The organism is Calditrichia bacterium, assembly GCA_020634975.1.
Taxonomy (GTDB): domain Bacteria; phylum Calditrichota; class Calditrichia; order RBG-13-44-9; family J075; genus JACKAQ01.
The window spans coordinates 20,113-43,571 of sequence record JACKAQ010000006.1; the positions used below are offsets into that span (position 1 = coordinate 20,113).

A 23,459-nucleotide genomic window follows, 5' to 3' on the forward strand; every position below is an offset into this window, starting at 1 on the left:
ATGGATGCAGTTCTGGAAAATCTGATCAAACTGACCGGCGTTGTCCCCCGCGATTTTGATACGCTCAACGAGGTTGCGCCGCAAATTGAGGTGTGGGAACCGGCTATCGTGAAAATATTTTACGACACGCTGTATTCGCATTCGGCAACAAACGCCATTTTTAAATCGGACGAAAGACCGGATCGCGAAGCGACGTTCAGCAATTGGTATCGCCAATTAATTCATGCCAAATACGATCCGATGTTTTGGAAACACCAATGGTTTGTGGGACTGATTCACATCAAAAGGGAAGTTCGCAACCACATGATGCTCGGGATGATCAGCCGGGTGCAAACGTTTTTTCTGGCGCAATGCATGAACGAATTTCAGGGTGTGCAGGCGTTGAAAGTTTACGGCGCTTTCAAACGGATTACCGATGTCATCGCCGGGCTAATTGCGGAAGGCTATTTCGAAAAGTATCTGGAAGCGATGGAAAAAATGTCCGGCATAAAAACCAAAGTTGTGGAACGAATGGTGAAATTGGAAATCGACACGATGATCAAAGAATTTCGTGCAAACTCATAAAAAATAATCTGTTGCCCGGAAATTTCCGGGCTTTTTTCTGCAACTTTTTTTACCGCAGCACCATTTCTCCGTCAAATAATTCAATATTCGTGTACGGCAAATCGTTGATATCAAATTTGCCGGTGGTTTGTTTGCGAACAAACGGCAACGCCAGCAAATCGCTGATCTGGTAAGTCACTTTACCAACGGTGAGGGTTGCATCTTTGCTGATGGTCAGCATATTTTCCGAGATTACCGGAATGCCGGCGCATTTCAAATAAATTTCCGATTGATCGCTGCCCACCATTTTTTCCAGAAACGATTCCAGCGTTTGCAATCGTTTTGGCAATTTTTGCCAGGGAATCTGGCTGTAATTGAGCACGGTTTCCACAGAAACGCCTTCCGGCGTAATGGTACTGCGAATGGCGTTGATGTAATCTGTTTCATTCGGCGGCAGGTTCTGATGGGCAAACGTTTTGGCCATTGCGCTGAGCATTTCATCGCTGATGCGGAATCCGTCTGCCCGGCGATCGGTTTCGTCGAGTTTTTTGACCAATTGCCGAACATCGGCGCGATTCAGTTTTTTGGCCGGTTGTTGCCGGATTTCGTTCAAGGCTGCGGGCGGTTCAAATTGTTTCGCGAGCGAATCGATCACGGCAACTTCTGCTGTCCGCTGCTGTTCCTGCCGGTACCAATCCGGCAAATAATTGAACCTGCTCAGATAAACAAATAATCCAACCACCACCACAATCATCACAAATAACAACAGCCACCACCAGCTTTTGCGTTTTCCGGCATCTTTTTTACTGAATTTCATTCGCTATCATCCTGATCTTTTTGATTTTGAATCGCACAGGCAATGTTTTACATTTATCGCACCGATTTCCATTTTCATTACTGCGGAGTTAAAAATATGTTCTCACCTGCGTTTTTTCGAACCCTTTTTACAATTTTCGGAGTCATTTTTATGATGAATACCGCGTTTGGAAAATATCAGCACCTCGGCAATTTGCAATCGTTTCAGCGCACAGAAAACGGCATCGAATTGATATGCGAAGGTGATGTAAAAGTAATCTTAACGTTCTATAAATCGAACATGTTCCGCGTTACGCTGGAGCATCCCGGATATCCGAACGACTTGCTCACATCGCCGCTGGTTGACCGGATGTGGGAACCGGTTGCCCTCCAATTTCAGGAGGAAGATATACATTTAAGGCTCGATACCAAAGATTTGAGTGTTTTGATTCACAAAATGCCCTGCCGTATTTCTGTGCTGGATGCGCGCGGCAATGTGATCAACCGGGACGATCCCGGAATGGGTATCGGTTGGGATGGAAATGAGGTGCGCAACTGGAAATCGCTCGGCAACAACGAACGCTTTTTCGGGCTCGGCGAGAAAACCGGGAATGTCGATAAATATCGCCGCGAATGGGTCATGTGGAACAGCGACACACCCGCATATAATGATAAAACTGATCCGGTTTACCAGAGCATCCCATTTTTTGTGGGGCTGCACAATCAGCAGGCTTACGGGATTTATTTCAACAACAGCTACCGGACAGTGTTTAATTTTGGCGCCGGCAACGAACGCTATTCATCGTTTTCCGCGGATGGCGGCCCGCTGGATTATTTTTTCATCTACGGACCGCAAATCAGCTCGGTAGTTACCACTTATTCCGAACTGACCGGGCGGACTTTTTTACCGCCGTTGTGGTCACTCGGTTATCAGCAGTGTCGCTGGAGCTATTATCCCGAAAGCGAAGTGCTGAACCTCGCAAAAACTTTCCGCGAGAAGCAAATTCCTGCCGATGTTATTTATCTCGATATTCATTACATGGACGGATATCGCGTATTTACGTGGGATAAGCAGCGATTCCGCAATCCGGTAAACATGCTCAACATTTTGCAGGATATGGGATTCAAAGTAATTCCCATCATCGATCCGGGTGTGAAACAGGATGAAAATTACCGCGTTGCGCAGGAAGGGCTTGCCGGCGATCATTTTGTTAAATACCCCGATGGTGAAGTTTATGTCGGCGAAGTGTGGCCGTCGTACGCATTTTTCCCCGATTTCAGTCGCCCGCAAACGCGGGATTGGTGGGGCAGCCATTTGGCAACGATGCTCGATTCCGGCATCGACGGATTCTGGAACGATATGAACGAACCGGCGGTTTGGGGACAGGCGTTTCCCACCGAAGTGCTCGCGGAAGATGGCGGAAAATTCAGCAGTTTCAAAAAAATGCACAATTTATACGGCTTCCAAATGGCGCAGGCAACGTTTGACGCTTTCCGGAAATATCGCCCGAACCAGCGCCCGTTTATCGTTACGCGGGCGGGTTTTGCCGGGGAGCAGCGCATCACTTCCGTTTGGCTCGGCGATAATTCGTCCACATGGGCGGATCTGGAATTGGGCATTCGCATGATGTTGGGAATGGGGCTTTCCGGCGTGCCGTTTACGGGCACGGATGTCGGTGGATTTATCGGCACGCCCACACCGGAATTGTATGCCCGCTGGATTCAGGTTGGCGCGATGTCGCCGTTTTTCCGCACACACACGGTGGAAAACAGTTCGTCGCAGGAACCGTGGTCGTTCGGCGAAACGGTGGAGGGCATCAGCAAAAAATTTATCGAAAAACGCTACCGGATGTTGCCCTATTTTTACTCGCTGATGTGGGAAGCCAGCGAATCCGGCACGCCGCTGCTGCGCCCGTTGTTCTGGCATTTTCAGGATGACGAATCAGTTTATCAAACCGAATTCCAGCACCAGTTTCTGCTCGGCGAAAACCTGCTGGTTGCGCCCGTCACCCGCGATGGCGAACGGCTCAAAAAAGTGTATCTGCCGGAAGGCGATTGGTTAAATCTAAAAGACGAAACCATTTACAGCGGTGGCAAAACGATAATTGTGGAAGCACCGCTGGATGAATTGCCGATGTTTTTGCGCAGCGGCGGGATTCTTCCCGAGCAGCCGGTTCGTCAGCACACCGGTGCGGATGCGCCAAACGAGCTGTCGCTGGACGTGTTTTCTGCTAACGATTACGGCAGTTTTTTGCTCTATGAGGATGATGGCGAAAGTATGGCTTATCAAAATGATGCCTACCGGCTCACCCAATTCGAAATCAATGTTACCAAAGATCACAGCCTGTTTTCGCGGAATGTGCTCAACAGCGGATTCGGCGCAGCCGGACGCGAACTGAGCGTAAAATTCCACGGCATTGCTGCAGCACCGGCGCAGGTTTCGCTCAATAAAAATCATCTGCATTTGCTGAACAGCAGCAGCGAATCCGGCACCGGCTATTTTTTTGACGCGGAAAAACGGGTGCTGACCGTCAAATTTATCGAATCTGAAACGGCACAAACCATTACGATCCGATGACTTTTGAAATTTTAAAAGAAGTTCGCTGGGGCATCATCGGTTGCGGTAATGTGACCGAAGTGAAAAGCGGTCCGGCGTTTAACAAAATTCCCGGCTCATCGCTGGTTGCGGTGATGCGCCGCGATGCCCAAAAAGCAGCGGACTACGCCCGTCGCCACCACGTGCCGCGCTGGTTTTCGGATGCGGACCAACTGATCAACGATCCCGAAGTGAACGCGATTTATATCGCCACACCGCCGTCGTCGCACAAAGAATACACCGTTGCTGCAGCAATCGCCGGGAAAGCGGTTTATGTGGAAAAACCGATGGCGCACAACGCAAAAGATTGTCTGCAAATGCGCAAAGTCTGCATCGAAAATAACGTACCGCTGTTTGTCGCGTATTATCGCCGGGCGCAGCCGCGATTTCTGAAAATCAAATCGCTGCTCGATAGTGGCGCAATCGGCGAACCGCGTGCGGTGACGATCACGCTGTTTCGCAGACCGGTTGAATCGGATATCGCCGCAGATAATTGGCGGGTGGACCCGGAAATTGCCGGTGGCGGCTATTTCGTCGATCTCGCATCGCACACGATCGATTTGCTGCAATATTTGTTGGGCGACATCCGTTGGGTGAGCGGCATTTCCGGCAGGCAAATGGGGCGTTATCCGGCGGAGGACGCCGTTTGTGCAGCGTTCTGCATCGGCAAAAATGTGCAGGCAACCGGCATCTGGAATTTCAACACATTCACGGAAGTTGATCGCAACGAAATTGTCGGCAGCAACGGAAAAATTACCTTCGCCACGTTTTTGGATGAACCGGTTATCCTCGAAACGAACGACGGCGTTCAACGATTTGAAATCCCGCAACCCCAACACGTTCAGCAACCGTTGATCGAAACGATCGTGGCGGAATTGATGGGAAAAGGTAAATGCCCGAGCACCGGCGAAACCGCAGAGAATACCAATTCTGTGATGGAAATTATTCTGAAAAGCGTTAAAAGATAGCCCGTTGCGCCGGAAAAATATTCGCTAATTGTGTTGCCAACCCCACTCTTTGATTTGTAGATTTTATCACAAGTGATTTGAAAATGGAAAAGCAGAGGAAATAGAATGCCCGTTGATCAATCAAATAAAGTGATTTTTGCGCCGGAATATCGCCGTTACGATCGCAAATCGTTACTGCCGGTATTTGCGCCGAAAGACATCGTGATGATCGGTGTTGAGGATAAGGCAAACAACCTCGGCCGGATGGCGCTGTGGAACCTGATTCGCCAGCCGTTCGGCGGCACTGTGTCGCCGGTAAATCCCAAAATCCGCAGCGTTTTGGGCATCAAAACTTATCCGGGCATTTCCGCGATTGACCACAATGTGGATCTGGCAATTATCGCAAATCCGGCAGCAGAAGTGCCGGACGTTATCGACGAATGCGTTGCCAAAGGTGTAAAAGGTGCCATTATTGTTTCGTCCGGTTTTTGCGAAACCGGTGATACCGGATTGTTGCTGGAAGCCGAAGTTGTGCAGCGTGCCCGCGCCGGAAATATGCGCATTTTGGGACCCAACTGCGCCGGTTTCATGATGCCGCACATCGGGTTGAACGCGTCCATTTACCGGATGATGGCGGAAAAAGGAAATGTCGGATTTGTCAGCCAGAGCAACTCGGTTTCCGCCGCAATTCTCGATTGGAGCTCCCGCGAAAAAGTCGGTTTCAGCACCTTTATTTCATTGGGAAATATGGCGGATATCGATTGGAGCGATATCATTTATTACCTCGGCGATCATCCCCAAACCCAAAGCATTGTCATGTATGTGCAATCGATCCGCGATGCACGATCGTTCCTTTCCGCAGCGCGGGAAGTTGCATTTTCCAAACCGATTATTCTGCTCAAAAGCGGGCAGAACGATACCCGAAAACAACGATTTACCGATACGCCACACGAGCTGATCCGGCAGGAGCAGGTGATGGAAGCGGCGTTCCGGCGGAGCGGTATTTTGCCGGTGAAATCGCTGGTGGATTTGTTCGCGATGTCCGAAGTGCTGTCCAAACAACCGGCGGCGCGCGGCAAAAAACTGACCATCGTTACCAACGCGGGCGGCGCCAGCATTCAGGCGCGGAGCCGGTTGCGCGAAGGTGGCGGAAAAATGGCTACATTCAGCGATGAAACTGTTGCCCAGCTCAAAAATGTGTTGCCGAAGGACTGGATTCCCGAAAACCCTGTTCACGTGCTGCGCGATGCCGATGCGGATCGTTTTGCGAAAACGCTGGAAGTGCTCGCCAAAAGCAACGAAACCGACGGTATTTTGGTAATTTTAGTGGCGCAAGCCAACGGCGATCCCACCGAAATCGCCAAAAAATTGACCGCGTTTGCCAAAATCAACAAACCGTTGCTCGCCAGTTGGATGGGCGGTGATGAAGTTGCCGAAGGCAAATCGATCCTCAACAACGCCAATATCCCGACATTTCCGTTCCCGGAAACGGCGGCAACCATTTTCAATTATTTGTGGAAACGCACCTATAATTTACGCGGATTGTTCGAAACCCCGGCAATCACCGGCAGCGAGGACAAAACAACCGGCGCCCGGGTCGAAATTAATGTGATGATCGATGAGCTGCGCGAAAACGGCGTAACGGAACTGAACGCGGAACAGGTGAAACAAGTGTTCGGCGCGTTCGAAATTCCCATCGGCGGGAAGCCTGTTGCAGATGCCTATCAGTTGCGAATGGGCAGTTTTACCGATGGCTTGTTCGGTCCGGTGCTGTATTGCGGCACGGGCGGAAAAATGGGCAAAGTGGTCGGCGATTACGCCGTTGCGCTGCCGCCACTGAACACCACGCTGGCGCGCCGGATGTTGGAACAAGCCCGTATTTTCCCCGCAATTCTGGAGGCTGAACCGTCGTTCAACGGCAATCTGGCCGCGCTGGAAGAATTATTGGTGAAATTCAGCCGGCTGGTCATCGGGTTGCGATGGATTAAGGAAATTATCATCGATCCGTTGGATATGAGCACCGATGCGTTGCGGATTGGCAACGTTTCCGTGACGCTGTATTACCCGGAAATTCTGCCCGAACAACTGCCGCGTCCGGCGATTCGTCCGTATCCGGCGCAATACATCCGGCAGGGTGAACTGCGCGACGGCACGCCGTACACGCTCCGTCCCATCCGTCCGGAGGATGAACCGCTGATGGTTCGATTTCACGAACGGCTTTCCGATCGCAGCGTTTACATGCGTTATTTTTATCCGATCAATTTTGAAAAACGGGTTTCGCACGACCGGTTGGCCCGAATCTGTTTTATCGATTACGACCGCGAAATGGTGCTGGTTGCTGAAAAGAAAGATCCCGAAACCGGCGAAGGCGAAATAATGGCCGTCGGTCGATTGAACAAACTGCGCGGCGTCAACGAAGCCGAATATGCCGTAACCATCGATGATGAACATCAGCGCCACGGGCTCGGCACAAAAATATTGGCGACGCTGGTTGAAATCGGGCGACAGGAAGGCATCGATAAAATTATCGCAGATATTTTACCGGAGAATCGCGGCATGCAGCGCGCCGGCGAAAAAATTGGTTTCAAACACTATTTCGATCACGACGAACAGGTGGTCAAAGCCGTTCTCGATTTGCGAAACGAACAATAATTTCTACCGATTCGGCTGGCAGTCAGCCAGCCGTTTTGCTATTGGAATTGTGGAAAATCGCCATCAATTTTTAACACCGCTGAAATCTCCCTGTTACATTTTTATCCCTATTTTTGGTTAGTCTCTGATTACCGGATACGGTTTTTTGGTATGTGAGATACCAATCTTCCCAACGATTTTTTAGTATTCGCCAAATCTATTTTAAAAGGATTTTATATGCAGAAAAGGGATATTTTTGCAGACGCCGGTCTGTTGGATCGATTGTCGATTTTCACATTTTTGTGGGCATCGCAGGCGATGGTGCATCAGCAATATTTCAAATATTGGATCGAAAATGGGGAAATTCTTGGCGCAGTTGTCACGGTTTTCGCATTCGCCACATTTCTGCGACCGACATCGCTGGTGCTGTTGTGTGGATTGCTAATTTCAAGCATGACAGCCACTTACGTCCACAAAATGCCCAACGTGCCCAACCATATTTTTTTGGAAGCGGTGATGCATCTGATCATCCTGTTGGCCATTGTTCGGACAGTTGTCGTCAACCGAAAATCGCTGCGGATCAGCCCAAAAAATTGGGAGCAATTCGGCATTGTTCAACCCGAACAGCGGGAAAAGCTGTTCGCAAGCTTCGCGCCGATTCTGACGACGTTGCTGCTGATTGTTTACTTTTTTGCAACCCTCCACAAAATCAACAGCGATTTTTTGAATGCGCAGGTCAGTTGCGGTGCGCAATTTTATCTGGAAGACCTGGTGGACAGATTCCCGTTTTTGCCGACAGCCGAGTGGGCGCAAAATGCCGCAATTTGGGGAACGCTAATCATGGAAGGCGGACTGTTTTTAACGCTTGCGATAAAACGGCTGCGACCGATTGGCTTTTTTATCGGATTACCGATGCACTTGATTTTCGGGATTGTGGGACACCACACGTTTTCGGCGTTTGCCTTCGCGCTGTATTTCCTGTTTCTCAGCGAAGATTTTACGGCATTTGTGTTCCGGTTGCGGGATAAATTGAAACGTCGATTTCAGATTTCAGATATCGCAACATCGTTTTTCCGGTTGCGTTTGGCTGCGGCCGCATTCTGCATGGTTTTAACATTACGCGCCATTGCCGGCTATTATTTTTCCGGCATTCCGGGATTAAAAGCCGGTTACACCATCGAAAAAGCGATCTGGTTTTTATGGGCAACAGTGTTAATGTTGGTTGCTTTTTACGTTGTGATTGACAAAATAAAATCGCATGGTTTGCACCGGGAGACCGTTGTAAGTTTCCAACCGCCGTTGTTTATGTGGGTTTTTGTTGTGCTGGTCGGCATTAACGGCATGCTGCCGTATCTCGGTTTAAAAACGATTCCCTGTTTTTCGATGTATAGCAATTTGCGAACAGAAGGCGAAAACCCGAACCATTTGTTCATGCCGACAATGCTGAAAATATTCAACGAAACCGATGATCTGGTAGAAATTCACTACGCCGATATCCAGCGTTTTTCGGTTTATACAGAAAAAGAATTGTATTTGCCGTATGTGGAATTCCGTCGAAGGGTGTTTGATGCAACAGAAGATTTTACGATGTTGTATTCGCGCAACGGTAACCCGCATTATCTCCAGCGCATCAACGGCGTGTTGGAGGGTGATGAAATTCCCGAACCGCTCTCGCCCGTTTATTCCAAATTTGTTTACTTCCGGCCGGTCAACAAAAAACCGTTAATGGATTGCCGGCATTAGCGTTGATATTTGTTTTCCGCAATCTGTTTCTTCAGCACTGTTGCTGCCATGGCGTATCCGCCATCGGCGCTGTCTACAAAATGAAAGTGATCGTTGCGATAATCCGATACGACGCAAGTGACCAACGCTTTTTGTGCCGTGTGGATGCCGTAAAATAAGCGTTTGCGTTGATAATTTTTGTCCAGAAAAGCCATCATCTGCAGGCGTTGGCTGGCGGTGCCGGAAATCACCATCCGCAATAAATTGTCAAATTTCCGGAAATCGGAGTTGGCAATCAGGGTGGATTTGTAGTCTTTCCAATTGGATGTTCGGGTATTAATTCCCATTGCCATCAGCACTTTCCCGAACCGGTTTTTCCACGGTAAATTGCGAATATAGCTTTTTCGGTCGCGATCTTCTGAAAACATTGTCCGGATGCGGATTTCATCATGCAATTGTTTGCGCCGGGTTTTCAACCGGAGATTGGTGAGATGCAGCGGCCGGTAATGCTCTTCGCTGCCGTAAATGCGGCTGATCGCGTTGAGTACGTCTGTGTAAACGGAATTTTTAAGCCCGACAGAGTCGCCGCATGCCTGAACCAAAATGGAAACAATTTCCTCGTGCGGGCTTGGCACATCCTGCCATCGGCACTCAAAACCGGTGAAATCCGCCAGCGGCGCTGCGTCGTTTACGCGCAAAGTGAACCGTTGCAACACATCCGATTTTACCAATTTTTCCGCAAGCACCAGCCCGTTACCCTGAAACATTGCCTGCACGCAATGATCGGAAATCCGGTATTTGCCCAACAACACCTGTTCACCGAGCTCATAAATTTCACCGACCGGCACAATGCCGATCCGTAAATTTAGATCAAATTCGGTTGCAGCCATCAATTTGGTGCCGACCAACGCTTCTTTCACTTTTTCGATATTTTTTGGGGGGATGCACAAAACTGCACCATCGCCGCCAAAAGCATAGGGAATTTCCACTGGCTTTAGCGCGTTAATCACCGAAATTATCGATGCAACACCAATAGAATTTACCTGGCGATAATGACCTTTTTGAATGGCGACGGTGGAATTCTCGATGTCCGAAACCACAATGTGCCAATTTTCGGGAACGGGGGAATAATATTCGGCACGACACAAATCTTCAAAATTGTGAAAAGCAGGCAATTTGGCATAAAATTGTTCGGTGGCGCTTTCCTGCTGCACAAATTCAATGGTTGCGTCTGCATTCATCATCACTTCCCGGTGAGCGTTTCCCGATGTTGACACACCCGCCCTGCCAAATCCGGCGCTGCGGGTTTTTCTTTCAGATTATTTGATGGTTATTGCAGATTCATTTTAGTGAATTTGAACAAATGACATGCGTTCCGTTTCGCATTTTCGGAAAGCAAAAAATTAATATTGAGAAATATCAGTTGCCCGTTGGTGGGTTTTCACATCAGGAGAAGCGTGTTCCCGGCGGGATCGGAAACGATCAATTGATCACTGCGGATTTCGTGTGGATATCCGGCGCTGTTCAGATTTTCGGCAATTTTGGAAATCGCAGATCGATCGCCAAAAACAAACGATGCAGCCGCCAAACCGGTTGCATCTTCCGGCGGAATTTCACCGTTTCGTGATTGCCAGATATTTACGCCGATGTGGTGATGGTAGCCATTCTTGCTCAAAAATCCCGCTCCGGGAAACCGGCTCATCAAATCAAAACCGAGCAAATCACGGTAAAATTCGATCGCTTTTTCCAAATGATTGGCTTTCAAATGGATGTGACCCATGGTTGTTCCGGTTGGCAAACCGGTAAACGGCGTTTCCGGCGTGTCTGCCAGCAATCCCGCAATATCCACTGGGAGCGTTGCCATTTGCACCCCGTTTTCGTCGAATGTCCAACTGTCGCGGGGACGGTCAGAATACATCTCAATGCCGTTGCCTTCGGGATCAGAAAGATACAGCGCTTCGCTGACGAGATGATCGCCCGCGCCATCCAATCGCTTATTTTTTGAAATGAAATGTTGCAGCCAATGCGCCAGATCTTGCCGGGACGGCAGCAAAATAGCGAGGTGAAACAAACCGGTTGATCGCTGCGGCGGGAATTGTTTCGCACCGGAAACCAACCGCACCAGCGCTAATTGGCCAACGCCCAAAGTGGTGGATTCCGCATCGCTGTCGATTTCGGATAAACCAATTGCATCCCGATAAAAATCGATCATTTGCGCAGGTTTTTTAACCCGCAGCGAAACCGCCCCCGGTGCAAAATTTACAGATTGCGACATCTGGTTTTTCCTTCTAAAAATAGTTGTACTTCCAATTTATCATGCCCAACAATCGGGAAATCAGCGGCATTGTGGCAATTTTTCCAACAGCATTTCTGTTCGGTTGTTCAGCCGCCCAAAAGTAATCAAAAAATTCTGATTTGCAAAAGACCGGTGATAATATGGGCACAATTCTGAGTAGGGGACAGCTCAAATTTGGTAGTTGAAATGGGCTAAAATTGCCCAAATTATCCGTTGCGCCGGGCTTCGGCAGCCATTAATTTCGAACTTTCGCAGGTGAATTGCCGATAATGAACCTGCGAACTATTATTGAAAAAGGGTTTTGGGATAACTAATGTGGGCAAATGGATTAAACTTTGTAAGGGTGATGTGTTAAATGGATTTTAAAAATTTGGGTCGATTGCTGTGGATCGGAATTTTCATTTTACTGATGATTACTCAGTTGGGATTTGGGCAAACGGTAACATCCGCTGAAATGGACAGCATCATTGCCCGGTTTGATCGCCGGGTATCAGCATATATTGGGGAAGGCAGCGGTCCGGGCATCGCCGTTGCAATGGTTTACGATGGCAAGATCATTTTTCAAAAAGGCTACGGTTTCCGGGATGCGAAAACGGAAGCGTTGGTAGATACCAACACCGTTTTCCGGCTGGCTTCGGTTTCCAAAGGATTTGCCTCGGCGTTAACCGGCGTTCTCGTGAAAGAAGGCTTTTTGAACTGGGATGATAAAGTGATCAAATATATCCCGGATTTCACGTTAAAAGATACTTCTGCAGTTCGCAAGTTAACCATTCGGCACATTTTGAGCCATACTACCGGAATTGTGCCGCATGCTTATGACACAATGATCGAAGACAAAGTCTCGTTTGATAAAATTGTAAAAGCGTTAACCACACTCGATACCCACTGCGAAGCAGGCGATTGTTACGGTTACCAAAACGCCATGTACAGCCTGATCAGTTTGATTGTCGATGCGGCGACCGGCAGGCATTACGGCAGCATGCTTGCGGAAAAAATATTGCAGCCGCTGCGCCTCAATAACGCTTCGTTCACTCAAAAAGCCATGATTGCATCGGAAAATTACGCCAAACCGCACCGGCGAAGGGGCGGGGAATGGCGATCCGGCGAAGTGGAGGACAGCTATTACACAGTTGTTCCGGCTGCCGGCATCAACGCCAGCATCAGCGATATGTCCAATTGGCTAAAAGCGTTGATGGGTTACAACCCGGACGTTTTAGCCCCGGAGGTGCTCACCGATATTTATACGCCGGTAATCCGCACATTGAGCGAACGCCGCCGGTTCAACTGGCATCGCCGGTTGAAAGATGCGTATTACGCAATGGGTTGGCGAATTTTTAACTACAATGGCGAAAAAATGATATATCACAGTGGTGGCGTTAACGGATATCTCTCCAAAATGGCATTTTTGCCCGATAAAAAATTCGGCGCTGTAATCCTGCAAAATTCCCGGCACAATCATTATATGCTGTATGAATTGTTCGATATGTTTCTGGATGCCGGAAAGCAACCGGTCGAGCTGCTGCCGGCAACGGAGTAAAAAAATCAAAAAAATCTGAATGCCAATAAATGATGCAATATATGGTGATCGAAACATTTTTGCCGGGATGCAAATCTGCTGTTTATGAGCGTTTCGGTCAGTCTGGCAGAATGATGCCGGATGGGTTGCGTTATGTCAACAGCTGGCTGGAAAAAAACGGCGACCGCTGTTTTCAATTGATGGAAACCGACAACCCGGATTTATTTGACGAGTGGATAGCCAATTGGAACGATCTGGTGCAATTCGAAATTATTGAAATCGGTGAAAAACCGGTTTAATTTTCTGATGAAAAATCCCGCCATCCTTAAATAATTCTAAAATTTACCGCAACAATTGCAGCCGGTTGGCAGTAAAGACCCTTCGTCGCTGCAAATTGATCGGTTACACTTGCACGGCTGAAGGGCTTTGTGTAAATTTGAAAAATTAAAATAGACGAGCAATGAATCTCCAATTTCGATCGCCGGAAAACGACGATGTTGAAACAATAATTTCGCTGATGACAGCGTTTTACAGCTACGATAATATTCCGTTTTATCCCGATATTCACGGAAAAGCATTGACGGATTTGTTCAATAATCCAAATCTTGGATTGTGTAAAATAATTGAACTGGATGAACAAGCTGTCGGGTATTTTATTATTTGTTTTGGCTATAGCATGGAATATCATGGGAAAGACGCATTTTTGGATGAGTTGTTCATCGATGCGGAATTTCGCGGGATGGGAATCGGCAAACAATGCATGCCGGAAATCGAGCGATTGTGCCGCAAAAACGGTGTCAACGCCATTCATCTGGAAGTGGATGCCGGAAACGATACCGCCGATCAGTTGTATCGACAATCCGGTTTTTCCGGAAATAATCGCAGTTTGCTAACCAAATGGCTAAAATAGCGCGAACATCAACGAAAATAATCAGGTCATAATTCTAATAATTACAGTGGTTCTTTTTTTGAAAATGGGTAATTTCCCCTAACAGATACATCTCACAAACCCCCAAAACTGAGGAGATTTAACATGAAGAAATCATTGCTTTCAATCGCGATTGTAGCTGTATTGTTGACAACATCCTGCTATCACGCACGGGTGGAAACCGGCTTGCAGCCTTCGTCCAAAGTGGTTGAAAAAACGTTTGCATCCAGTTGGATTTACGGATTAGTGCCGCCAAACACCATCAAAGCCGCGATGGAATGCACCGAAGGCGTGGCTGTTGTGGAAACAAAACTGAGTTTTCTCAATCAGTTGGTTGGCGCGATTACCTGGGGAATTTATACCCCAATGCATATCACCATTACCTGCGCATCCGGTTCTGGCATGGCTGCGGCTCCTGCTGCGGATGAACAAATGCTGGTAGAAAATACCGCCACCGAACAAGAAAAAGTGGCAGCATTTGAACAAGCTGTAAAAACATCCGCGGAAAAAAACAAACCGGTTTATGTGTATTTTCAATAAATCTGGAATTGTTTGGCGATGAAATTTGTAAATATATCGGGCAGGATTTTTCCTGCCCTTTTTTGTTAAAAATAAACAATTATCCGAGGCAGCGGGATGATCATTTATGAAGTAAATCTGGATATCGACCGGAGCATTGAAACGGAATACGCGGCATTTATGGCCCATCATATCGATGAAATGCTGCAGTTCGACGGTTTTGAATCCGCCGAATGGTTTGAGCGGGAAGGGGAGGGTAACGAAAAAATTGCCTGCTGGACGGTGCATTACCATCTGCGATCTATGGCGGATTTGGAGCACTATTTTGAGCATCACGCCGCACGCATGCGTAGCGATGGCAAAAATAAATTCGGCGACCGTTTTACGGCAAACCGGCGGATTTTGCGCCCGATAAATTCTGGAAATAAAATTGACGGATAACTGTCAATCCGGTGAAAATCCCCAACCGCTTTTCAGGAAAGTGTTGGAAAACAACGTTTGAATATCCGCAGCCGTCAGGTTGTTATTGATAATCATTAATTTTGCATCCAATTCCTGCGCGTTGCTTAACCGGTTGATTTCAATAATCTTATCTTCCAAAATATTGATGTGCCTGTCGGATTGGCGGGAACGGATACGTGAAAGACACACCTCGTTTGGCGCAAAAACCCGGATTTTTTCAACAGCATATTTGTTTCGCAAATTGTTCACCAGTTTTGATGAATATGGTGTAAAAACCGTGATTTCAAAACATACGGATTTGTGTTCCGAAAGCGCTTGTTCAATATTTTTCTCTAAAATATCAAAACCGCGTTGCTGATTTTCATCTGTTGTTATGCCTTCTTTTTGCAATGTTGCGAAAATCGCTTCGCTTTCGATAAAGCGGATGGCAAATGCATCTGCCAAAATTTTGCCGATATGGGTTTTTCCGCTACCTTTCGGACCAACCAGAAGGTAAACCGTTTTCATATGTGCCTCTTATATAAACCTGTCTACTGCATCTATTGATAGAAAATAATTCGAAAAACGATCCACGCCGCCACAATTATTTTTTTGGTTCTAAATGATTTCTGAAACCGCAAATCTGCTTAAAATAACAAAAATGACTGAAGTTGTAGCGCTGTTTTTTCTTTCAGCGGCTTTCTTCTGAAAAAATGAGCTTGCAAATTTGCGAAAGTTATGGTAACAATTCACTCACTTAGCGGCTTGTCGGTAGGTTGAAAATGGTAAACATATTTTGATAAAAAGGTGAAAAAATGGCTTTGACAAATATCGATAGACCAGCAGAAACGGAATATCCGGTATATTTTGGCAAATATATCGAAAAAGTTAATGATGGAAATATCCTCGAAACACTGAGCGAGCAGTTGAATGATACGCTATCATTTTTCCAAATAATACCGGAAGAAAAAGAAACGTTCCGCTATGCACCGGAAAAATGGAGCATTCGGGAGGTTGTCGGTCACATGCTCGATACCGAACGTGTTTTTAATTATCGCGCCCTGAGATTCGCCCGAAATGATAAAACAGTCCTGCATGGTTTTGAAGAAAACGATTATATCCGTAACGCAACATTTAATGATTATCCGCTTTCAGAGCTTGCTGAAGCTTTTGCGAGTGTCCGGATTGCCACGTTATCGCTGTTTATTCATATGGACGAAGCAGCGTGGTTACGCCGTGGCGTTGCGTTTAAAGGGGAAATGAGTGTTCGGGCTATCGCATGGATTATCGCAGGTCACGAACTGCATCACCGGTCAATTTTGCACGAAAAATATATACTTTAGCTCGCGCGAACCGAAATGGGTAGACCGCCGACTGTGTCGTTTTCCGGTTGAATATGTCTGGAAAGATATGCATATTATTCCGATGTTTTTGATTCACCGGATTGTTGTTGTGCAGTATTTCTGAACATTGCATCGGAGATCTATTCATGAAACGGTTGTGTTTAATCTTTTCTACATTCTTTGTTTTCACTTCTGCTTCAGTTAGTTTTGCCCAAACAGAAGAAACACCGCTGAACGTTTTCGGTTACTTTCAAACCTCGTTTCAAAATTGGACAAAATACAATAATCACCCGAACCAGACCTCCTTTTCGGTTCAACAGCTCAACTTTTTTTTCCAAAAAAAACTGGCGAGAAAGTGGAGTGCGTTTGTCAATTTTGAGTTTGTGAACAATTATTCCTCGATTCGCAATTGGGGCTCCGCCGATTTGCAGGAAGCGTGGATTCGCTACCGATCCAACGAAAAGTTCAATCTGAAACTGGGTTTGCAAATTCCTATCTTCAATAATCTCAATGAGATAAATAACCGAACACCCATCTTGCCATACATCATCCGTCCGCTGGTTTACGAAACATCCTTCAAGGAATTTATTCCGCTGGAAGAATATGTACCGCGCCAGGCATTTGTTCAGGCTTATGGATTTATTCCTGTCGGTAAAGCGAAAATTGATTACGCGGCATACACCGGAAACAGCTCCAATATCAACAGCGATCGCGAAAATTGGCAAACCGGTGTCGATACAACCTCCCATTTTTTGTTCGGCGGGCGGCTTGGGTTGCGCGTTAAGGAATGGAAGGCAGGTGTTTCCGCAACGTATCAACAGCGAAACGAATATGTGGGTTTGGCGGATTCGTTGAACAAACCGCAAAACGAGTTGCGCGGATTGCCGCATTACCGTTTTGGTGGTGATCTTTCGTTTCATTTCCAGAATTTTTCGTTCGAAGCGGAGTACATAGATACCTACATCCACACCGGAATAGATGAATTTGAGCTGGGCTTAAATTTCTATTATTTCACACTCAGCTATCAACTAAACGAAGCAATTGTAATATTTGGCAGTCACTGGATCACCAATTTGCATTTCAAGCTGGATGGCGTAAACCACTCCCATTATGAAGATGAAGATATTACTGTGCCAAATTTCGGGATGACGTATAACGTTAGCGACCGGTTACGGTTAAAAGCACACTATGCCAGAGTGCGCTCGGATCAAAAGGATACGATTAACAATTCACTCGAATTTCGAAAAAACGTAGATAAATTTTCCGTAATTGCCGTTGCGGCTTCAGTATTTTTTTAATCGGACATTTTCAACGATTTAAAATATTGAGGCAGGATAATACTATGAAAATACTGATACTTACATTTTTTGCAATTGTTACATTATCAATAGCTGGCAATGCCCAGGTTGCCGTTATTGCCAACAAAAACGTACCTGTTGAAGAAGTGAAAGATATTCAATTATTGGATTATTACGCCGGCGATATTCGCACATGGGCAGACGGCACACCGATAAAAGTATTCGATTTGAAACCGAAAGGTGAAGTCCGCGATTTATTTTTCCATTTTCTCGGAAAAACTTCATCGCGAATGAAATCGATCTGGATGAAAAAAATGCTCTCCGGCGAAGGCAATCCGCCGGAAGCGCTGGCATCCGAAACAGATATGCTCAAACGTGTTTCGGCGACAGCCGGCGCAATTGGTTTTGTCAGTAACAATCTCGTTAACGATTCCGTAAAAGTGTTGGTTATAATACCGGAAGAATAATCTGAAAACATCCATGAAATACAAAGACCTCCCATTAGCTGTAAAACAACTCCTCGGTTTCGGTTTCATTTTGCTGATAATGGCGGCGGTAATCGGATTTTCGATTTCCAAAATGTTCGATATCAAAGAGGATTTCGATGAAATTACCACCAACCGTTTGCCCCGTGCGATCGCCATTTTTGATATCCACCTGAACACCACCAACTTGCGGCTCAACCAGCTCCAGCACGCCTTTGCCACGGACAAAATTCAGAAGCAGGAACAGGCGGAGATTCTGATCCGGTTGATCGACCAAATCAACGAAAATCTGGATACGTACAACACGTACAAAGCCGAATCGGAAGCCAAAAACCTGTATTCCGTTGAAGAAAGCAAACTGTTCAAATCTTTCGAACGGAAGTGGGAAGCTTATCAGGATTTGAGTTTCAGCATTTTTCAGCTATCGCTGGAAAACAAAAGCCAGCAAGCGATTGATTTGCTCAACGGCGATGGCCGGGAAGCATTTAACGATTTCAGCAAAGATCTCACAGCGTTGGTAAAAGTGAACCAGAGCGACGCTTATCTTGCGGCGCAGCGTGCCGAAAAAACCTATTTATCGACCCACAAAGTTATTTTCCTGCTGTTTTTTATCTCGATTATTGCATCGGTCATTTTTATCGGCGGGTTGGTTCGATACAACACAATTCCCATCAAACAATTGGAAAAAGCGGCAAAGCAGGTCGCGGATGGCGATTTGAATGTGACGGTGCAAATCGACAAACGCGATGAAGTCGGTAACCTGGCGCGATCGTTTAACCAAATGACCGCATCGCTGCGAACCGCGACCGAAAACCTGCAAATTCAGGCTTCCGAACTGAAGCTGAAAAACGATAAGCTCCAAACCGCGCACAATGAGCTGGAAGAAAAATCACAGATTTTAATGAAGCAGAAAACCGAAATCCTGCAAAAAAACATCGATTTGTACGACACGATGGAGGAGCTGAAAAAGACCCAGGAACATTTGCTGATGAAAGAAAAAATGGCTGCGCTCGGCGTGTTGATCGCCGGCGTTGCGCATGAAATTAACAGCCCGATCGGCACGGTCATCAGCTCTACGGATGTGCTGCGGCGCTGCATCCAAAAAATCGAAACGGCAATTTCGGAAAGCAAGGATCTGGATGAATTGCAAAACAGCCACAATTTCCAAAAAGCCATCAGTTTGTTGAACAACAATCTTCACACAACCGTCAACGCCAGCAGCCGGATTGTCACGTTGGTCAAAAGTCTCAAAAATTTTTCGCGTCTGGATGAGTCGGAATACCAGATTGCCGACATTCACGACGGGTTGAACAGCAGCCTGATTTTGATTGGCACGGAAACGCAGCAGCGCATCAGTATCGAAAAAAAATACGGCAACATCCCCAAAATTTTCTGTTATGCCAGCCAGTTAAACCAGGTTTTTTTCAACGTGCTCCGCAATGCCGCACAGGCGATTGAGGGCAATGGCACGATCACGATTAAAACGTATCAGCAGGATGACAAAGTGTGTATCGAAATTTCGGATACGGGACGCGGTATCTCGCCGGAATATCTGGAAAAAGTATTCGATTTCAAATTTTCATCTTCACCCGAACGGGTAAAACTGGGCTCCGGATTGGCGACGGCTTACAGCATTATCCAACGCCACAACGGTGAAATAAAGGTGAACAGCAAACCGGGAAAAGGGAGCACTTTTCTGATCATCCTGCCTGTTAAATAATCATTCGAAATCGATCGCAAAACACAATATTGCAAAAGAAAGAGATATAAAATGCACGGACCAGATCCATTAGAAAAACATCCGATGGCAGGATTTCCGCAAATTTGTTATATCAAAAACACCATTAAAAGCGCCAATATTTTTGTCGGCGATTACAGCTATTACGACGATCCGGACGATTCCGAAAATTTTGAACGGAACGTGCTGTATCACTATCCGTTCATCGGCGACAAGCTGGTCATCGGAAAATTTTGCGCGTTTGCCCGCGGTGTAAAATTTATCATGAACGGCGCTAATCACAAAATGGACGGCATTTCCACATATCCGTTTTACATTTTCGGACACGGTTGGGAAAGCGCAATGCCGGATATGAGCGAGTTCCCGTACAAAGGCGATACGGTTGTGGGTAACGATGTCTGGATCGGTTTCGATAGTTTGATCATGCCCGGCGTAACCATCGGCGATGGCGCAATTATCGCATCGCGATCGGTTGTGGTATCGGATGTGGAACCGTACACCATTGTCGGCGGAAATCCGGCAAAGCTGCTCAAACGCCGTTTTGACGGCGAAACGGTGCAATCGCTGATCGACATAAAATGGTGGGATTGGCCCATCGAAAAAATATCCGCGAATCTGAAAACCATCATGAACGGCGATATTGCCGCGTTGAAAGCGTTGTAAATTCTCAACATAACTATCAGGAATTGTGATGTCCGAACGACCCTATATTTTAGCCGAAACCCATTGGAAAACCGTAAAAAATACGCCATACGAAGTGGTGGTGCTGCCGTGGGGTGCTACCGAGGCGCACAACTACCATTTGCCGTATGCCACCGATAATTTGCAATGCGATTACATTGCGGCGGAAGCAGCGCGAATCGCATGGGAAAAAGGTGCAAAAGTGGTGGTTTTGCCGACGATCCCGTTTGGCGTGAACACCGGGCAATTTGAAATCAAGCTGGATATCAACATGAATCCGGGTACGCAGGCGATGGTATTTCGCGATATCGCGGAATCGCTGTCGCGCCAGGGTTTGCAGAAAATCGTGATTTTGAACGGGCACGGCGGCAACAATTTCCGGCAGATGTTGCGGGAGATCCAACCGCAATATCCACAACTGTTTATGAGCGTTATCAATTGGTATCAGGTGCTCGAAAACAGCCGCTTTTTTGATGAACCGGGCGATCATGCAGGAGAGATGGAAACGGCAAATATGCAGCACATCGCGCCGGATTTGGTGCTGCCGCTTTCCGAAGCGGGAACCGGCGAAAGCATCCCGTTCAAATTAAAAGGTATCGCCGAAGGCTGGGTGTGGGCGCAGCGCGAATGGCACAAAGCCACAGTCGATACGGGTGTGGGAAATCCCGCCAAAGCAACGCCGGAAAAAGGGCGTATTTTTCTCGAAGCGTTGACAACAAAAATCGCCGGTTATCTGGTCGATCTCGCCAACAGCGACATCAACGATTTGTATGAATAGAAATTAGCCAGATCACATTTTTTAACAAAAAATGAATTAATATGTCCGGCGATGAGGAATTTATTAACCCGGAAAACGCAAAAACGGAAGATTGTTGTATGAATACAAAAGATCCCAAATTTACCGCACTGTTGTTTAACGAAGCCATAAATAATCAGGATATCGAAAGCTTGATGGCGCTGCTGACCGAAAATCACCGCTTTATCGACAGTGAAAACAACGTTCAAACCGGAACGGCAAAACTGCGGGAAATTTGGACCGATTTTTTCAGATATTACCCGGATTACCGGAATTATTTTTCCACCGTTCGTTCGGTCGATGAAGTTGTGACCATCACCGGATACACGATATGTTTGTTCAAGCCGCTGGAGGGCGATGCACTGTGGCGCGCGGTGATCGAAAACGATAAAATTGCCGAATGGGCGGTTTTTACCGACACTCTGGAAAACCGGAAAAAACTGAACATCCCGCAATAAAAACCGCAAAAAAAATTCGCTGTTGCGGCTTTGGAATTCAGCGGAAAAACGCCGCGAACATCCCTCGGTCAGATGCCTTTTTTTCACTGTATTTTTTCGCCAAAACAATGCCGCAACACCCGCGAACAATTTTTTATTCATACCTTTTCGATTTTAAAAATACGATATTTGAGTTGTGCGTTGATACGATTCCGGTGTGTTTTGACCACCGGTTTTCCGCAGAAAACGCCGGGAAAATTTGCGATTTGAGCACCAGATCGCGAGGGGTTTTTTAAGGGGACATTTATTATCGCGATAATTCAACAGCAGCGTGATCGGCAACTGTCTTCACTCGTTTTCCATTGTTGCTCACATGCTCGTTTTCTGCCCCGGTAAACCTCTGTAAACAAAACAAAGCAAACTTTTTGAGGTATAAGCAATGATGGACAAAGCGTTTAATGCCTTTGAGATGGCTCAGTCCCAGTTTGACGGCGTTGCCGATCTGTTGGATCTGGATAGTGCTGCCCGGGAGCTGTTGCGTCAGCCGATGCGTGAATATCATTTCAATATTCCCGTTCGGATGGATGACGGCAAAGTAAAAGTGTTTCGCGGATTCCGCGTTCAGCACAACGATGCCCGCGGTCCGGGAAAAGGCGGCATCCGGTTTCACCCGCTAGAAACGATCGATACCGTGCGTGCCCTTTCGATGTGGATGACCTGGAAATGCTCCGCAGTGGATATTCCGTTGGGCGGCAGCAAGGGCGGCGTGGTTTGCGATCCGCATAATTTGAGTGATCGCGAACAGGAACGGCTCTGCCGTGGTTGGGTGCGTCAAGTTGCGCAAAATGTCGGTCCCATTCTCGATGTTCCGGCACCGGATGTGATGACCAGCGCCCAGCACATGCTCTGGATGCTCGATGAATTCGAGATTATCCATGGCGGAAAATATCCCGGGTTTATCACCGGAAAACCGGTGGGCATGGGCGGTTCGCTCGGACGGATGGAAGCTACCGGCTACGGTGTAATTTTCACCGTTCGTGAGGCGTTGAAAGAAATGAATTTGCATCCCCAAAATACCACCGCCAGCGTTCAGGGATTTGGAAACGTGGCACAATTTGCCATCCAATTGTACCAGCAGATGGGTGGCACGGTTGTGTCGGTATCCTGTTGGGATCAGGCGGCGCAAAAATCTTTTGCATATCGCAAAAAAAGCGGGATCGATTTGAACGAATTGCGCGGCATCACCGACCATTTTGGCGGTATCGATCAAAACAAAGCGAAGGATTTGGGATACGAAATTTTACCCGGAGATTCATGGATCAGTGAAGATGTGGATATTCTGATTCCCGCCGCGCTGGAAAACCAGGTTACAAAAGATAATGTGATGCAAATTTCCAAACAGGTGAAAATTATCGCCGAAGGCGCTAACGGACCCACGACACCTGCGGCAGACCGTTTGATCCGGGAACGCAATATTTTTCTGATTCCCGATTTTCTGGCGAACGCCGGCGGCGTAACCTGCAGCTATTTTGAACAGGTGCAAAGCAACATGAATTATTTCTGGGAACGCGACGAAGTGTTGGGAAAACTGGATATTAAAATGACTTCGGCATTTATCGCGATCAGCGAATTGGCCAAAAAGCGCCGGTTGTACATGCGCGATGCGGCGTATGTGATCGCCGTAAACCGGGTTGTGCAAGCTTGCCGTGATCGCGGCTGGATCTAATTTTCCAAAACAAATGCATCC

General features: G+C 47.1%; 22 protein-coding genes. 18 read left to right on the forward strand and 4 right to left on the reverse strand.

What is annotated here, in order from left to right:
• A complete protein-coding gene (locus tag H6629_22410) occupies nucleotides 1-564 on the forward strand; it encodes a hypothetical protein (GenBank protein ID MCB9070537.1) in 564 nt (187 codons plus the stop codon).
• 49 nt (nucleotides 565-613) lie between these two features.
• On the opposite strand, the gene H6629_22415 is transcribed toward H6629_22410, so the two are convergent.
• A complete protein-coding gene (locus H6629_22415; protein ID MCB9070538.1) occupies nucleotides 614-1,360 on the reverse strand; it encodes a hypothetical protein in 747 nt (248 codons plus the stop codon).
• Nucleotides 1,361-1,510: 150 nt separating this feature from the next.
• On the opposite strand from H6629_22415, the gene H6629_22420 reads away from it, so the two are divergent.
• The 4 genes from H6629_22420 to H6629_22435 all read left to right on the forward strand — a co-directional run bounded on the left by H6629_22420 (nucleotide 1,511) and on the right by H6629_22435 (nucleotide 9,255).
• Nucleotides 1,511-3,916, forward strand: a complete 2,406-nt coding sequence (locus H6629_22420) for a DUF4968 domain-containing protein (protein ID MCB9070539.1) — start codon at nucleotides 1,511-1,513, stop codon at nucleotides 3,914-3,916.
• Nucleotides 3,913-4,902: a Gfo/Idh/MocA family oxidoreductase gene (locus H6629_22425; GenBank protein MCB9070540.1), complete on the forward strand. Its 990-nt coding sequence runs from the start codon at nucleotides 3,913-3,915 to the stop codon at nucleotides 4,900-4,902. Before H6629_22420 ends, H6629_22425 begins: the two co-directional genes overlap by 4 nt.
• Before the next feature lie 105 nt (nucleotides 4,903-5,007).
• Nucleotides 5,008-7,533, forward strand: a complete 2,526-nt coding sequence (locus H6629_22430; protein ID MCB9070541.1) for a GNAT family N-acetyltransferase — start codon at nucleotides 5,008-5,010, stop codon at nucleotides 7,531-7,533.
• Between the two features lie 216 nt (nucleotides 7,534-7,749).
• On the forward strand, nucleotides 7,750-9,255 hold the full coding sequence (locus tag H6629_22435) for an HTTM domain-containing protein (GenBank protein ID MCB9070542.1): 1,506 nt from the start codon (nucleotides 7,750-7,752) through the stop codon (nucleotides 9,253-9,255).
• Here the strand turns inward: H6629_22435 and H6629_22440 are convergent.
• Complete coding sequence (locus H6629_22440) at nucleotides 9,252-10,511, reverse strand: DUF3095 domain-containing protein (protein MCB9070543.1); 1,260 nt, start codon at nucleotides 10,509-10,511, stop codon at nucleotides 9,252-9,254. The genes H6629_22435 and H6629_22440 overlap by 4 nt on opposite strands.
• 164 nt (nucleotides 10,512-10,675) lie before the next feature.
• Nucleotides 10,676-11,509 (reverse strand): VOC family protein, encoded by an 834-nt coding sequence (locus H6629_22445; GenBank protein ID MCB9070544.1) that lies wholly within the window; start codon nucleotides 11,507-11,509, stop codon nucleotides 10,676-10,678.
• Nucleotides 11,510-11,885: 376 nt separating this feature from the next.
• On the opposite strand from H6629_22445, the gene H6629_22450 reads away from it, so the two are divergent.
• The 5 genes from H6629_22450 (at nucleotide 11,886) to H6629_22470 (ending at nucleotide 14,934) form a co-directional block, all read left to right on the forward strand.
• Complete coding sequence (locus H6629_22450) at nucleotides 11,886-13,067, forward strand: beta-lactamase family protein (GenBank protein ID MCB9070545.1); 1,182 nt, start codon at nucleotides 11,886-11,888, stop codon at nucleotides 13,065-13,067.
• 29 nt (nucleotides 13,068-13,096) lie between these two features.
• The gene (locus tag H6629_22455) at nucleotides 13,097-13,345 is read left to right on the forward strand and encodes a DUF3303 family protein (protein ID MCB9070546.1); all 249 of its coding nucleotides are present in this window, start codon (nucleotides 13,097-13,099) and stop codon (nucleotides 13,343-13,345) included.
• A gap of 161 nt (nucleotides 13,346-13,506) precedes the next feature.
• The gene (locus tag H6629_22460; GenBank protein MCB9070547.1) at nucleotides 13,507-13,956 is read left to right on the forward strand and encodes a GNAT family N-acetyltransferase; all 450 of its coding nucleotides are present in this window, start codon (nucleotides 13,507-13,509) and stop codon (nucleotides 13,954-13,956) included.
• 123 nt (nucleotides 13,957-14,079) lie between these two features.
• A complete protein-coding gene (locus H6629_22465) occupies nucleotides 14,080-14,514 on the forward strand; it encodes a Bor family protein (protein MCB9070548.1) in 435 nt (144 codons plus the stop codon).
• A 96-nt stretch (nucleotides 14,515-14,610) separates the two neighbouring features.
• Entirely contained in the window at nucleotides 14,611-14,934 is a 324-nt protein-coding gene (locus H6629_22470) for a DUF4286 family protein (GenBank protein MCB9070549.1), read from the forward strand.
• Nucleotides 14,935-14,937: 3 nt separating this feature from the next.
• On the opposite strand, the gene H6629_22475 is transcribed toward H6629_22470, so the two are convergent.
• The gene (locus tag H6629_22475) at nucleotides 14,938-15,462 is read right to left on the reverse strand and encodes an AAA family ATPase (GenBank protein MCB9070550.1); all 525 of its coding nucleotides are present in this window, start codon (nucleotides 15,460-15,462) and stop codon (nucleotides 14,938-14,940) included.
• Nucleotides 15,463-15,749: 287 nt separating this feature from the next.
• Here H6629_22475 and H6629_22480 point away from each other — a divergent pair, with 287 nt between their 5' ends.
• The 8 genes from H6629_22480 to H6629_22515 all read left to right on the forward strand — a co-directional run bounded on the left by H6629_22480 (nucleotide 15,750) and on the right by H6629_22515 (nucleotide 23,438).
• Nucleotides 15,750-16,277, forward strand: a complete 528-nt coding sequence (locus H6629_22480) for a DinB family protein (protein ID MCB9070551.1) — start codon at nucleotides 15,750-15,752, stop codon at nucleotides 16,275-16,277.
• A 146-nt stretch (nucleotides 16,278-16,423) separates the two neighbouring features.
• Entirely contained in the window at nucleotides 16,424-17,575 is a 1,152-nt protein-coding gene (locus H6629_22485; GenBank protein MCB9070552.1) for a hypothetical protein, read from the forward strand.
• 44 nt (nucleotides 17,576-17,619) lie between these two features.
• The gene (locus H6629_22490; protein ID MCB9070553.1) at nucleotides 17,620-18,042 is read left to right on the forward strand and encodes a hypothetical protein; all 423 of its coding nucleotides are present in this window, start codon (nucleotides 17,620-17,622) and stop codon (nucleotides 18,040-18,042) included.
• 13 nt (nucleotides 18,043-18,055) lie between these two features.
• On the forward strand, nucleotides 18,056-19,780 hold the full coding sequence (locus H6629_22495) for an MCP four helix bundle domain-containing protein (GenBank protein ID MCB9070554.1): 1,725 nt from the start codon (nucleotides 18,056-18,058) through the stop codon (nucleotides 19,778-19,780).
• Nucleotides 19,781-19,831: 51 nt separating this feature from the next.
• A complete protein-coding gene (vat, locus tag H6629_22500; protein MCB9070555.1) occupies nucleotides 19,832-20,461 on the forward strand; it encodes a Vat family streptogramin A O-acetyltransferase in 630 nt (209 codons plus the stop codon).
• Between the two features lie 28 nt (nucleotides 20,462-20,489).
• On the forward strand, nucleotides 20,490-21,257 hold the full coding sequence (locus tag H6629_22505) for a creatininase family protein (GenBank protein MCB9070556.1): 768 nt from the start codon (nucleotides 20,490-20,492) through the stop codon (nucleotides 21,255-21,257).
• Nucleotides 21,258-21,355: 98 nt separating this feature from the next.
• Complete coding sequence (locus tag H6629_22510) at nucleotides 21,356-21,733, forward strand: nuclear transport factor 2 family protein (protein MCB9070557.1); 378 nt, start codon at nucleotides 21,356-21,358, stop codon at nucleotides 21,731-21,733.
• 418 nt (nucleotides 21,734-22,151) lie between these two features.
• Entirely contained in the window at nucleotides 22,152-23,438 is a 1,287-nt protein-coding gene (locus H6629_22515; protein MCB9070558.1) for a Glu/Leu/Phe/Val dehydrogenase, read from the forward strand.
• The last annotated feature ends 21 nt before the right edge of the window (nucleotides 23,439-23,459 follow it).

Coding starts and splice junctions, on each gene's coding strand:
- H6629_22420 (MCB9070539.1), top strand. CDS start 1,511: ATGATGAATACCGCGTTTGGAAAATATCAGCACCTCGGCAATTTGCAA.
- H6629_22510 (MCB9070557.1), top strand. CDS start 21,356: ATGAATACAAAAGATCCCAAATTTACCGCACTGTTGTTTAACGAAGCC.
- H6629_22450 (MCB9070545.1), top strand. CDS start 11,886: ATGGATTTTAAAAATTTGGGTCGATTGCTGTGGATCGGAATTTTCATT.
- H6629_22480 (MCB9070551.1), top strand. CDS start 15,750: ATGGCTTTGACAAATATCGATAGACCAGCAGAAACGGAATATCCGGTA.
- H6629_22455 (MCB9070546.1), top strand. CDS start 13,097: ATGATGCAATATATGGTGATCGAAACATTTTTGCCGGGATGCAAATCT.
- H6629_22495 (MCB9070554.1), top strand. CDS start 18,056: ATGAAATACAAAGACCTCCCATTAGCTGTAAAACAACTCCTCGGTTTC.
- H6629_22470 (MCB9070549.1), top strand. CDS start 14,611: ATGATCATTTATGAAGTAAATCTGGATATCGACCGGAGCATTGAAACG.
- H6629_22415 (MCB9070538.1), bottom strand. CDS start 1,360: ATGAAATTCAGTAAAAAAGATGCCGGAAAACGCAAAAGCTGGTGGTGG.
- H6629_22410 (MCB9070537.1), top strand. CDS start 1: ATGGATGCAGTTCTGGAAAATCTGATCAAACTGACCGGCGTTGTCCCC.
- H6629_22515 (MCB9070558.1), top strand. CDS start 22,152: ATGATGGACAAAGCGTTTAATGCCTTTGAGATGGCTCAGTCCCAGTTT.
- H6629_22505 (MCB9070556.1), top strand. CDS start 20,490: ATGTCCGAACGACCCTATATTTTAGCCGAAACCCATTGGAAAACCGTA.
- H6629_22425 (MCB9070540.1), top strand. CDS start 3,913: ATGACTTTTGAAATTTTAAAAGAAGTTCGCTGGGGCATCATCGGTTGC.
- H6629_22445 (MCB9070544.1), bottom strand. CDS start 11,509: ATGTCGCAATCTGTAAATTTTGCACCGGGGGCGGTTTCGCTGCGGGTT.
- H6629_22490 (MCB9070553.1), top strand. CDS start 17,620: ATGAAAATACTGATACTTACATTTTTTGCAATTGTTACATTATCAATA.
- H6629_22430 (MCB9070541.1), top strand. CDS start 5,008: ATGCCCGTTGATCAATCAAATAAAGTGATTTTTGCGCCGGAATATCGC.
- H6629_22465 (MCB9070548.1), top strand. CDS start 14,080: ATGAAGAAATCATTGCTTTCAATCGCGATTGTAGCTGTATTGTTGACA.
- H6629_22485 (MCB9070552.1), top strand. CDS start 16,424: ATGAAACGGTTGTGTTTAATCTTTTCTACATTCTTTGTTTTCACTTCT.
- H6629_22435 (MCB9070542.1), top strand. CDS start 7,750: ATGCAGAAAAGGGATATTTTTGCAGACGCCGGTCTGTTGGATCGATTG.
- H6629_22460 (MCB9070547.1), top strand. CDS start 13,507: ATGAATCTCCAATTTCGATCGCCGGAAAACGACGATGTTGAAACAATA.
- H6629_22475 (MCB9070550.1), bottom strand. CDS start 15,462: ATGAAAACGGTTTACCTTCTGGTTGGTCCGAAAGGTAGCGGAAAAACC.
- vat (MCB9070555.1), top strand. CDS start 19,832: ATGCACGGACCAGATCCATTAGAAAAACATCCGATGGCAGGATTTCCG.